This window comes from Brevibacterium picturae, from assembly GCF_900105045.1.
GTDB lineage: Bacteria > Actinomycetota > Actinomycetes > Actinomycetales > Brevibacteriaceae > Brevibacterium > Brevibacterium picturae.
In genome coordinates, this window is sequence record NZ_LT629739.1 from 209,886 (window position 1) to 220,361 (window position 10,476).

Consider the following 10,476-nt stretch of genomic DNA (forward strand, 5'->3'; position numbering starts at 1 on the left):
GATTGTTCCTCGCCCCGTGTCGATCTCCGCTTCCGGTCAATAGCGTCAGTGAGTATGGATCTTGCACTCGATATCCTCCGCACAAGCGTCGAATCACCGTGGGTGTATCTCTTCGTCTTCGCTATCGCCGGCTTCGACTCTCTGGTCCCGATCGTCCCGGCCGAAACGATTGTCATCTCCGCCGCGACCTATGCGGCTGCCGGCACCCCGAATCCCGTGGGCCTCGTTCTGGCAGCAGCAGTCGGTGCGCTCGCCGGTGATGTCGCCGCCTATCTTGTGGGTCGCGGAGGTGGGTCACTTGTGCTTCGGTGGGCCCGCCATCCGCGGGTGCATGGCCTCATCGATCGCACCGAAGCGATGTTCGCTCGCCGAGGCGGGGCCGCGCTCATCGCCGGTCGTTTCGTTCCCGGCGGTCGCACGGCCACAACCGTGACCGCAGGAATGGTGAGATATCCGCGGCTTCGGTTCCTCGCCTTCGATGCGGCGGGGTGCCTGACGTGGGCACTGTACTCGACGGGCGTCGGTCTGCTCGGTGGCGTGATCTTCGACGATCAACCGCTGTTCGCAGTGGGGCTGGGGATTGGAATCGCGCTCATGATCACCGGTGTTGCCGAAATCACGGGCAGAGTCCTGGCCAGGAGACGGACACGTAAAGATACGGATCCGGCGGCTCACCGAGGCAGCCGGCATTGGACAGGCCAGACCGTGGACGTGGCATGATGAAAGGGATGTCTCAAGCACTCGTGTGGTATGTCAGCTACGGATCGAACATGTCTCGTGACAGGCTCGCCTGCTATCTGCAGGGCGGCCGACCGCCGGGTGCGTTCGTCACCTACCCGGGCGCAAGGGACACCGCTCTTCCCTCTGCGGAAATGGGCATCGAACTCCCTGGATCCATCTACTTCGCCGGTCGGTCGACCGTGTGGGGCGGCGGCGGGATGGCGTTCTACGACCATCATGTGCCTGGCCCTGCACCGGCCAAGGCCTATCTCATCACTGCCGAGCAGTTCGCCGATGTCGCCGATCAGGAGATGAATCGGCCGCCGTCAGCCGATAACCCGCTTGAGACGCTCGCATCCGAGCTGCCTGTCGGCTCCACTCATTCGGTGGGACCCGGCGGCTACGAAACCCTGTTGGTCCTCGACCGCCGAGACTCGATCCCGATGGTGACGTTCACCGCTCCACACGGATCCGATGCAGTCACGCACAGGACACCGAATGAGGCCTACCTGAGCATGCTGCGTCGCGGTGTCGACGAGATCAAGGCTGTAGCTGAAGTCGGCACTTCAGCTGAGATCGGTTCCGTGTCCGAAATCAAGGGTGGCGCAGAGTCACGCCGGCCCGCAGCTGCACAAGTGTGAGATCGAGCAGCGGCGTCGGCACACCGAGATCAGCTGCAGTGCTCGCCAGATGCCCGAGGATGTGCTCGGTTTCGCTGGGCAGGCCAGAGGTCACGTCGCGGTAGAGCGATGAGGTGAACGCGGAGCCCTCGGCGGTCAGCATCGACAGTGTCATCGTCCTGGCCTTGCCCGAGACCGGGTGTCCTCTCGCAGCCGCGACGGCCTCGAGCTCGTCGACGATCTGAACAATGTGCGAATGTCCTCCGGCGGCCATGATCGCCCCGACGGGTGCCCGGAACAGGCAGGTGACGACCCCGGCTGCGGCGATGAAGATCCACTTCTCCCACAGAGCGTCAGTGATGTTGTCCAGGATCTGCAGCTTGTAGCCGGGAACATCGAGGGCCTGGGCAACGGAGTCCGGGACGCCTGCTCCATCGAGATCGCCGATGGTCATGACGGCTAGGTCCGTCATCTGGTGGATCGCGCCGTCCTTGATCGTCCCGACGATCTTGACCAGACCGCCCAGCACCTGACCGGGGAACTCCTCGACCAATCGCTCAATCTGGGCCATGCCGTTGAGGAACGGAATGATGAGGGTGCCCTCCCCCACTGCGGGCCTGATGTCATCGATGATCGACTCCAAACCGTTGGCTTTGACCGCGACGATCACCAGGTCGAATGTGCTTGAAACCCCGCGATCTGCTCCAGTGTGTTCGGCCGCGGCGAGCTCTGCTGCGGTGAGGACGGGGACATGGTTCGTCCGGTCTTCACCGGGGGCGATGAATCGCAGGCCGTTGTCGCGCATCAACTCCGCTCGGGCCGGCCGGACGAGGAACGTGACATCTAGTCCTGCTTCGAACAGACGAGTCCCGAAGGCACCGCCGGTCGCGCCGGCCCCGGCGATGAGAATGTTCACAATGCCTCCTGAAGTTCTGCGGCTGCCGCCGTGGGATCATCTGCTGCGGTCACCGCACGGACGACGACGATTCTCCGAGCGCCGGCGTCCTTCACCTCCGCCAGGCGCTCTCCAGCTGAGATCCCGCCGATGGCGAACCAGGGCTTGGACGCGGTGGCGGCGAGCGCGCGCAGGGGTTCGAGTCCGATGGCGGGCCTGCCGGGTTTGGTCGGGGTCTCCCAGACGGGGCCCAGGCAGAAATAGTCGATCTCGGGGTCCGCCTCGGCGGCGAGCGCCTGGTCGATGGAATGTGTCGATCGGCCCAGGAGCACATCCGGGCCGAGGACCGTGCGGGCCTGTTCGCTGGTGAGGTCGCCCTGGCCGATGTGGAAGACGTCGGCACCGACGAGCAGGGCGACGTCCGCGCGGTCGTTGACGGAGAATAGCTTCCCGTGCCGGTGAGCTGTCTGACTGAGCACCGTGAGCGCTTCGATCTCTGCCCTGGCCTCGAGACCTTTGTCGCGCAGTTGGATGATGTCGACACCACCGGCAAAGGCGGCATCGAGGAACTCGGGAAGGTCGCCCTGGGCGCTCCTGGAATCGGTGCAGACATAGAGCCTGGCATCACGAAGCCTCTCGAGGCGGGAGGCTCTGTCGGTGCCTGGGACTGTGTGCTCCATTGTCATATCTGCGGCCATGCTTCTAGAGTAGAGGAGTTCGCGGGAGCCTCATAAAGAGGCTGAGAGGGCTTCGTGCCGACCGTCAGACCTGATGCGGATCATGCCGCCGGAGGGAGAGGCGCTTGCACGCCATTGTCATCGGAGCCGGAATCATCGGCCTGTCCACTGCCTGGAATCTGCGCCGTCGCGGCGTGGGTGTCACCATCGTCGATCCTGCCCCCGCAGCGGGTGCCTCCCATGCGGCGGCGGGGATGCTGGCTCCAGCCGCCGAGGTGGTCTGGGGTCAGTCTCCCCTGTACCCGCTCATGCGTGCTTCGGCAGACCTCTACCCGGACTTCGCGGCCGAGCTGGCCGCTGCGTCCGGACACGATCTGGGATACTCGCACACTGAGACCTTCGTCTGTGCCGGGGACCGGGCCGATCTCGCCTCCCTGCGCGAACTCACCGACTTGCAGAGCTCGGCCGGTTTCGACGTCTCCCTCATCCCAGGCTCCCGGGCCCGGGAGCTGGAACCGGCTCTGTCACCCGGGGTATGCGGTGCGGTGGCAATCCCCGGGGACCATTCAATCGATCCCCGACGACTCACCGGTGCACTGCTGACGGTCCTCGGTGACGCCGTTGTGCGCGCACGGGTGTCCGGTCTGCTCAGTGAGGCGGGCCGGACCGTCGGTGTCGAACTCGAGGATGGGACGAGGCTGAAGTCCGATCAGGTCGTCGTGGCTGCGGGCGGGTCCTGCAATGACATCTCGGGGGTGCCGGCACTGCCCCTGCGCCAGGTGTGGGGTGAGGTGATCCGACTCCGTGCCCCTGAGCCACTGGCCCCGCTGCTCACCCGCACGATCCGCGGGCTGGTCAACGGCCGGCCCGTCTACGTCGTGCCCCGTCCCGACGGTGAACTCGTCCTCGGTGCCACGAGCCGTGAGGACGGGCGATCGGGAACCAATGCCGGCGGCGTTCACCAACTGCTGCGTGATGCCGAACGGCTCGTTCCCGCCATCCTCGAGGCCGAGATCACCGACATCACCACCCGGGCCAGGCCGGGCTCACCCGATGACGTGCCGATCATCGGACGTATCGATCCCGGCTGCGTCGTCTCCACCGGCTTCTTCCGGCACGGCATCCTCCTCGCACCCTTTGGGACTCGGCTCACCGCCGACCTTGTGTCCGAGTCCGACACACGGTGGGCACCGCCGGAGACACTCGCCGCGGTAGCGCCCGCCCGCTTCGACCTGTCCCCTCCAGCTCACCACCTCCAGACCACACCGACCGATCCGAACCAGCAACCAGCAGGGAGTCAACTGTGACCGACGCGATCAGCATCATGCTCAACGGCGAGCGCCACGAACTCGCCCGTCCCACCACGGCCAGGGACCTTGTCGCCGGCATCGTCGACAAGGACATCGGCGTCGATGGCACTCCCGTCGACGGCAGCCGTCTGGGCATCGCCGTCGCCGTGGACGGTGAGGTCATCAGGCGCGGACAGTGGTCGGACTTCACCCTGGACGAGGGACACAGTGTCGACATCGTCACCGCAGTGCAGGGAGGCTGATATGACCTGGAACGTCGACGAGGTGACCCTGGACTCCCGGCTCGTCATGGGCACCGGTGGCGTCAGCTCGCTGAGCATCCTCGAGCAGGCTCTGGAGGCTTCGGGCACCGAGCTGACGACCGTGGCACTGCGCCGCTATGACGGCACTGCCCGGGACTCGGTGTTCGCCCTGCTGCAGCGCCTCGGGATCCGCATCCTGCCCAACACCGCCGGATGCTATACGGCCCGTGATGCCGTGCTGACAGCCCAGTTGGCCCGGGAGGCTCTCGAGACGAACTGGGTGAAGCTCGAGGTCATCGCCGATGAGGAGACTCTTCTGCCCGATCCGGTTGAGCTATTCCGGGCGGCGGAGGAACTCGTCCTCGACGGGTTCACAGTCTTCGCTTACACCAACGACGATCCGGCTCTGGCCAAGCGGCTCGAGGACGCCGGTGTCGCCGTGGTCATGCCGGCCGGGGCCCCGATCGGCAGCGGGTTGGGCATTCTCAATCCCCACAACATCGAGACGATCGTCGGCCGTGCCCAGGTGCCTGTGATCCTCGATGCTGGCGTCGGCACCGCCTCCGATGCGGCCCTGGCGATGGAGCTGGGCTGCACCGCAGTCCTCTTGGCCTCTGCTGTGACTCGGGCCCATGACGCCACCGCGATGGCTCGAGCGATGTCTCTTGCCGTGGAGTCCGGGCACCTGGCCGCTCACGCCGGGCGCATTCCGAAGCGACCGTTGGCCCTGGCCTCGTCGACCTTCGACGGGATGGTGACCCCGGCATGAGTGCTGCGGACAATCCGGGGCCACTGGTCGAACCGACCGGTTCTCTGAGCCCACGGGAGCTCGAACGCTACGCCAGGCATCTGAGCCTGCCGGGCATCGGGGTCGAGGGTCAGTCCAGACTCCGGGCCGCCTCGGCGCTGGTCATCGGTGCAGGTGGGCTGGGGGCACCGGTCCTGCACTACCTGGCCGCGGCCGGAATCGGGTCGATCACGATCATCGACGACGATATGGTCGAAGCCTCGAACCTGCAGCGTCAGGTCCTTCACCGCGATGCCGACATCGGCCGGGCCAAGGTCGCTTCCGCCCGTGATGCCCTGCTGCGTCTCGATCCGGAGTTGGAGGTCACCACCATCGGCGAACGCTTGAGTCCCGACAATGCGCTCGAACTGTTCGACTCCCACGATGTGGTCCTCGACGGTGCGGACAACTTCGCGACCCGCTACCTGTCCAATGATGCGGCCGAACTCACCGGCACCCCTCTGATCTGGGGAACGATCTTTCGTTTCTCCGGACAGGTGAGCACCTTCGTCCCCGAACACGGGCCGATGCTGCGTGACCTGTTTCCCGACATCCCCGAAGCAGACTCAGTGCCCAATTGTGCCGAGGGCGGTGTGCTCGGGGTCCTGTGCGGCACCGTGGGTTCAGCCATGGCCACGGAGGCCGTGAAACTCATCTGCGGCATCGGCACACCACTGATCGGGCGACTGCTGCGCTATGACGCGCTCGAGGCCGATTACTCCACGCTGCGTTTCTCTCCGGATCCGGACCGCGAACCGATCATCGACCTCGCCGAGGTGGCGGTGGCCTGTGCGGCGGCCCGTCCGGGACCCGATGGTTTCGGTACACGGCAAGACGGTGCAGAAGGTCCGGGTGGGGAGAATGAGGTCAGCGTCGAGGAATATCGGGCTGAGTCCTCCCCCGTCCTCCTCATTGATGTGCGCGCCGAATGGGAACGGCAGATCTCGTCCATTCCCGGCTCAATCCATCTGCCGCTGAGCGTGCTGCAGGTCGAAGGGTGGAGTGCGGTGGACACCGTGGCTGCTCACCAGCCTTTCGAGGTCGTCCTCCACTGCAAGTCGGGTGCTCGCTCTGCTCAGGCCGTGCGGCTGCTGAAGGATGGAGCACCGGAGTCCGTGCGTCTGCGGTCGTTGGTCGGCGGCATCGATGCGTGGTCGGCCTCAGGCAGTGAGACGGTTTAAGCGTCTGACCAGACCACGCTGCCCGGCGCTCATCACTCGTGAGTGCATCCACGCCGCCACGGGCCGTATCATCCGAATGGATCTGCGCCGGGTGGTCACGCACCACACGGACGTGATCGTGGTGATCGGGCCTGTCTGCTGCAGCGACCAGGCCCCCGCCCCTCTCAGATCGCCTGAGGCGGAGAACGCCACGAAGGTCGGCGGGTCTGTGGCCTGGAGTTCGATGCCGAAGCTCAATGTCACACCGATCGGGCTGTTGACCCGAATGTCGGCGCGGCTTCCGGGTGCGATCGTGTCGTCGACGGGTACCGCCTCGGGCAGGCCCGGCCACCACTGCGGCCACGCTTCGATGTCGGAGAGCACGGACCACACGTCTGCCGTGCAGGCGTTGACCCTCCACCGGGTCTCGAAGTGGAAGGGCGCGGACTCACCGGGCTGCGGTCGCACATGCTCATGAGGCTGTTGCCCGTGTTCATTCGTCATGGTGTTCCCGCTGATTCTGCCTCGACGGCCGCTGATTCGCCCGTTCTGACTCGACGGTACTGTGGAGACTGTGATTGAGGAAAGTTTCATCAGCTCCCGCCGACCATCTCCTCTGGGTGGACGCAAACCGACGAAGGACGACCTCGCTGAGTTCGCCACTGACAATCCTGATGCCATCGATGATGTCCTCCCCCGGCATCCGGGTCAGCTGTCGATGCTCATCGTCGGAATCAACCCGGGTCTGTGGACGGCCGCGGTCAATGCGCCCTTCGCCAGGCCGGGCAACCGCTTCTGGCCCTCGCTGCATCAGGCGGGCCTGACCGATCACCTCGTCGATGCCTCCCTGGGGCTTGCCGTCGACGATGAAGCACAGCTGTTGGCGCGCGGCATCGGCATCACGAACCTCGTCGGACGGGCCACTGCACGAGCAGATGAGCTCGACAAGCAGGAACTGCGTGATGGTGCGGCCAGGCTTGTCCACCGACTCGACGACATTCGACCCAAGGTGGTCGCGGTCGCTGGGATCACTTCGTTCCGGATCGGGTACTCACAACCCAAGGCCCACCTCGGTCAGCAGGACACGTCCCTCATCGATGGGTGGCCCGAGGACATCGGGCTTCATGTCGTGCCCCAGCCCAGCGGTCTCAATGCCCACTATCAGGTGCCGGATCTGGCCAGGATCTGGCGCGGGGTGTGGGAGAGCATCGAAGGCTGAGCGACCGGCTTGAAGCGGACCCGGCCCTCTGCTTCTAACGCGGTGGAGCGAAATGTTCTCGGCACCGTGCGACATAGGATTCGGACCCGCCGATATGGCTGGCGTCGATGTCCGTGGCACGCGGTTCCGACTCTTCGGCAGTGCGGCCGGGTGCCCCCACACGCTGGTGGAAGACGGCGTCCCTGCCGCAGATCGTGCACACCGCTGTCAGTTTGAGAACGTCTTCGGCCACGGCCATGAATGTCGGCATCGGTTCGAAGGGGCCGCCGTCGAACGTCACGCACAGCCCTTCGACGATGACGGTGGCACCGCCCTCCACCAGTTCCATGACGACCGGCACCAGATCGGGGCCGAAGAACTGAGCCTCATCGATGGCCACGAGATCGTAGTCCTCGGCTCGGGCCGCCTCGGCGAGGGAGTCCACGTCGCCGACCGGCACGGCGGGAATGTTGACCCCGATGTGGGAGGTGATCGCCGAGAGGTCGGAGCGGGTATCGAGAGAGTGGCTGAGGACGAGCACAGTGACCCCGGCGATCTTTGCGCGCCGGACCCGGCGCATGAGCTCCTCGGATTTGCCAGAGAACATGGGGCCGGCAATGACGTCGAGACGACCTGCTGGCCGGGGCGAAGCAACGGGGTTCGTGGGCATGGGGCCAGCCTACGCCGCGATGGTCAGTCGTCGACGGAGACGTTCTTCGATTCGACGTCGACGGAGACCTCGATTTCCTCACCCTCGTCATCGAAATCGAACTGGTACTCGATACGATCGTCGTCTGATTCGAGCTTCCACCCGTCGAGTCGTCCCGACGCCTTGTCTTGGGCCAGTTCGAGAGCCTCATCGAAGGTCATCGGATCGCTCAGGTCGATCGCCTTCTCCTTGTCGTCTGTGGAGTCCTTCTCCACGTCGACGACGTCACCGTTCTCGGCGTCGATCTCGACGTCGAAATCAGTGGTGCCGTTGATGATCTTGACCTCGTACTGCCATGCTTTGTCGCGCTCATCGAAGTCGAGTTCGATGCCATGGACGGTGCCGTCCTTCGCTTCCTTCTGCGCGGTGGCAATGGCGTCCTCGGGTGCCACCGATGGGGACTCCTTGCTCAGGTCGGCATCGTCAGGCAATCCCGATGAGCTGGATGCCGTCGAGTCCTCAGACTCGGTTTCCGCAGAGTCGTCGTCTGCTTCGCTCGCAGCCTCGTTCGTCTCCGAGGTCTGGTCGTCAGTCTCCGAGGTCTGATCAGCGCCCGATTCCCCGTTTGAGCAACCGGTGAGGGCGAAGGCGAGAATCATTGTCCCTGCAGCGGCCCGCGTGGCCAATCTCTGTGTCTTCATGTCTTCAACCGTAGCAACGCCGTGCGCCTTCTGCCTCCTTGCTAAGAGGATTCTCATGCTGGTGAGGGGCTTGGTCAGTCCAGGCAGAATTCGTTTCCCTCGGGATCGGCCATGACGATGAAGCCGGTCTCCATCGGCGGGTTGGGATCGACTCGTTCGAGGCGTTGGGCGCCCAATTTCTGCAGCCGCCGGCATTCGTCTTCCAGAGCCTGCATACGTTCGTCGTTCTGCAGTCCGGGGGCCGCACGCACATCGAGGTGGACCCTGTTCTTGACGGTTTTGTCCTCGGGCACGATCTGGAAGAACACTCGGGGCCCGTGTCCCTGCGGATCCTCGATCGCGGCGCGAAAGTCCTCGGGCTGCATATCAATGCCCAAGTCCTCGACGAATCTCTGCCACGCGGCAAAGGGATCCTCGTCGGGTTCGAGCCTGACTCCGGGTGGGCCGGGGATGTCGTATCCGAGCGCCTCTGCCCAGAAGGTGGCCTGCCCGATCGGGTCATGACAATCGAAGGTGATCTGAACTGCTCGGCTCATTGCGTCTCCTCATTGAGATGGTTGCTTCAAGGATACCTGCCATGTGATCCGGTTGCTGCTAAGCATCTCGACGGCGAGGGCCTAGGGGAACAGCATCTGTTCGGTCAGCGGAAACAGGCTGGGTACGTCCTCCCGGACGATCTCGCCGAATCTCAGCGCCCCGCCGAACAGCTTCTCGATGGCATTGACCGAATGCAAGACTCTGTCTCTGGACAGCGGTGGCAGCAGTTCCCCGTGTTTGAGGTACCCTTTCAACGACCCGCTTGCCGCGATCTTCAGCCCGATGCGTCCGGCGATCAGCCAGGTGATGCACTCCGCTTCGAAACGGGACTGTCTGCCGTCGATGTCGGTCTCGCTGGCGACTATGCCCAACTTCGGGACAGCTCCGCGCTGGCCGGCATAGACCTGAGCCAGCTCATAGAGCACATGCCCGAGCATCACCGTCGGGCTCTGCGTCTTCGGCAGGTCGGTCAAGCTCAGGCCCTTGCTGCGCAGCATGTCCATAGCTCGACGGTGCCCGTCCCAGGTGGGAGCTCCAGCCGCCTTGAACGGGGTGATCGCCGCATCGGGAACCGGTGGCCCGTGGGTGTCCTCAACGTCATAGACGAAGCGCACCGGCGCGAAGGGATGGAGCACGATCAGCCCAACCGCGTCGTCCTTGAGCAGCCTGTCGTACTTGTGCTGCCAAGCGTGCTCTGATTCCACGAAGATCGCCCCTGACCTCTGCTGCGCGATGAGGGCTGCATTGAACGCGGCGATCTGCGGGAATCGTCGCACGAAGCCGAGCAGTTCATCCCATGGCATCACGGATCTGTGACTGCCGGCTTCGGCATACAGCGTGTCAAACGAATTCACGTTCTGATCCATGACCTCACGCTACGACGCGGCACTGACGCGACAGACTCCTCCGCCGGTGAGCATGGTCAAGTGGCACCGATCGCGCCTAGCATCGACATAGGGGCGCAGTACGATTACGGCCCG

At 64.6% G+C, this 10,476-nt stretch carries 14 protein-coding genes and 1 riboswitch; of the genes, 7 read left to right on the forward strand and 7 right to left on the reverse strand.

Features of this window, described 5'->3' with window-relative positions; all coding sequences use genetic code 11:
• The first annotated feature begins 54 nt into the window (after positions 1-54).
• Entirely contained in the window at positions 55-720 is a 666-nt protein-coding gene (locus BLT92_RS00970; protein WP_157691293.1) for a DedA family protein, read from the forward strand.
• Positions 721-728: 8 nt separating this feature from the next.
• Complete coding sequence (locus BLT92_RS00975; protein WP_092102034.1) at positions 729-1,361, forward strand: histone deacetylase; 633 nt, start codon at positions 729-731, stop codon at positions 1,359-1,361.
• On the opposite strand, the gene BLT92_RS00980 is transcribed toward BLT92_RS00975, so the two are convergent.
• A complete protein-coding gene (locus BLT92_RS00980) occupies positions 1,315-2,256 on the reverse strand; it encodes a 2-dehydropantoate 2-reductase (protein WP_092102037.1) in 942 nt (313 codons plus the stop codon). The genes BLT92_RS00975 and BLT92_RS00980 overlap by 47 nt on opposite strands.
• Complete coding sequence (gene thiE / locus BLT92_RS00985; protein WP_092108636.1) at positions 2,253-2,921, reverse strand: thiamine phosphate synthase; 669 nt, start codon at positions 2,919-2,921, stop codon at positions 2,253-2,255. Before thiE ends, BLT92_RS00980 begins: the two co-directional genes overlap by 4 nt.
• Positions 2,922-2,944: 23 nt before the next feature.
• A riboswitch (TPP riboswitch) is annotated at positions 2,945-3,047 on the forward strand.
• Here thiE and thiO point away from each other — a divergent pair.
• From thiO to moeB, 4 genes are all read left to right on the forward strand, one after another.
• Positions 3,038-4,219 carry a glycine oxidase ThiO gene (thiO, locus tag BLT92_RS00990; protein WP_092102040.1) on the forward strand — a complete coding sequence of 394 codons (1,182 nt, stop codon included), beginning with the start codon at positions 3,038-3,040 and terminating at the stop codon, positions 4,217-4,219. (Overlaps the previous riboswitch by 10 nt.)
• Entirely contained in the window at positions 4,216-4,464 is a 249-nt protein-coding gene (gene thiS / locus BLT92_RS00995) for a sulfur carrier protein ThiS (protein WP_092102043.1), read from the forward strand. Before thiO ends, thiS begins: the two co-directional genes overlap by 4 nt.
• Before the next feature lies 1 nt (position 4,465).
• Positions 4,466-5,233 carry a thiazole synthase gene (locus BLT92_RS01000; protein WP_092102046.1) on the forward strand — a complete coding sequence of 256 codons (768 nt, stop codon included), beginning with the start codon at positions 4,466-4,468 and terminating at the stop codon, positions 5,231-5,233.
• The gene (gene moeB / locus BLT92_RS01005) at positions 5,230-6,432 is read left to right on the forward strand and encodes a molybdopterin-synthase adenylyltransferase MoeB (protein ID WP_092102049.1); all 1,203 of its coding nucleotides are present in this window, start codon (positions 5,230-5,232) and stop codon (positions 6,430-6,432) included. Before BLT92_RS01000 ends, moeB begins: the two co-directional genes overlap by 4 nt.
• Here moeB and BLT92_RS01010 read toward each other — a convergent pair.
• Positions 6,412-6,915 (reverse strand): SRPBCC family protein, encoded by a 504-nt coding sequence (locus BLT92_RS01010; RefSeq protein ID WP_092102052.1) that lies wholly within the window; start codon positions 6,913-6,915, stop codon positions 6,412-6,414. The genes moeB and BLT92_RS01010 overlap by 21 nt on opposite strands.
• Before the next feature lie 70 nt (positions 6,916-6,985).
• On the opposite strand from BLT92_RS01010, the gene BLT92_RS01015 reads away from it, so the two are divergent.
• Positions 6,986-7,630, forward strand: a complete 645-nt coding sequence (locus BLT92_RS01015; RefSeq protein WP_197679650.1) for a mismatch-specific DNA-glycosylase — start codon at positions 6,986-6,988, stop codon at positions 7,628-7,630.
• A gap of 34 nt (positions 7,631-7,664) precedes the next feature.
• Here the strand turns inward: BLT92_RS01015 and BLT92_RS01020 are convergent, their stop codons facing one another.
• The 4 genes from BLT92_RS01020 to BLT92_RS01035 form a co-directional block, all read right to left on the reverse strand.
• On the reverse strand, positions 7,665-8,279 hold the full coding sequence (locus BLT92_RS01020) for a thymidine kinase (RefSeq protein ID WP_092102055.1): 615 nt from the start codon (positions 8,277-8,279) through the stop codon (positions 7,665-7,667).
• Positions 8,280-8,302: 23 nt separating this feature from the next.
• Complete coding sequence (locus BLT92_RS01025; protein ID WP_092102058.1) at positions 8,303-8,959, reverse strand: PepSY domain-containing protein; 657 nt, start codon at positions 8,957-8,959, stop codon at positions 8,303-8,305.
• A 74-nt stretch (positions 8,960-9,033) separates the two neighbouring features.
• Positions 9,034-9,495: a VOC family protein gene (locus BLT92_RS01030; RefSeq protein ID WP_092102061.1), complete on the reverse strand. Its 462-nt coding sequence runs from the start codon at positions 9,493-9,495 to the stop codon at positions 9,034-9,036.
• Positions 9,496-9,576: 81 nt separating this feature from the next.
• Positions 9,577-10,362, reverse strand: coding sequence for a hypothetical protein (locus BLT92_RS01035; RefSeq protein WP_092102064.1), 786 nt, complete (start codon positions 10,360-10,362; stop codon positions 9,577-9,579).
• Positions 10,363-10,476: the final 114 nt, after the last annotated feature.

Excerpts from the sequence above, each read along its gene's own strand:
- BLT92_RS01025 (WP_092102058.1), bottom strand. The coding sequence starts at position 8,959 with ATGAAGACACAGAGATTGGCCACGCGGGCCGCTGCAGGGACAATGATT.
- BLT92_RS00975 (WP_092102034.1), top strand. The coding sequence starts at position 729 with ATGTCTCAAGCACTCGTGTGGTATGTCAGCTACGGATCGAACATGTCT.
- BLT92_RS01010 (WP_092102052.1), bottom strand. The coding sequence starts at position 6,915 with ATGACGAATGAACACGGGCAACAGCCTCATGAGCATGTGCGACCGCAG.
- BLT92_RS01035 (WP_092102064.1), bottom strand. The coding sequence starts at position 10,362 with ATGGATCAGAACGTGAATTCGTTTGACACGCTGTATGCCGAAGCCGGC.
- BLT92_RS01000 (WP_092102046.1), top strand. The coding sequence starts at position 4,466 with ATGACCTGGAACGTCGACGAGGTGACCCTGGACTCCCGGCTCGTCATG.
- BLT92_RS01030 (WP_092102061.1), bottom strand. The coding sequence starts at position 9,495 with ATGAGCCGAGCAGTTCAGATCACCTTCGATTGTCATGACCCGATCGGG.
- BLT92_RS00970 (WP_157691293.1), top strand. The coding sequence starts at position 55 with ATGGATCTTGCACTCGATATCCTCCGCACAAGCGTCGAATCACCGTGG.
- BLT92_RS01020 (WP_092102055.1), bottom strand. The coding sequence starts at position 8,279 with ATGCCCACGAACCCCGTTGCTTCGCCCCGGCCAGCAGGTCGTCTCGAC.
- moeB (WP_092102049.1), top strand. The coding sequence starts at position 5,230 with ATGAGTGCTGCGGACAATCCGGGGCCACTGGTCGAACCGACCGGTTCT.
- thiE (WP_092108636.1), bottom strand. The coding sequence starts at position 2,921 with ATGACAATGGAGCACACAGTCCCAGGCACCGACAGAGCCTCCCGCCTC.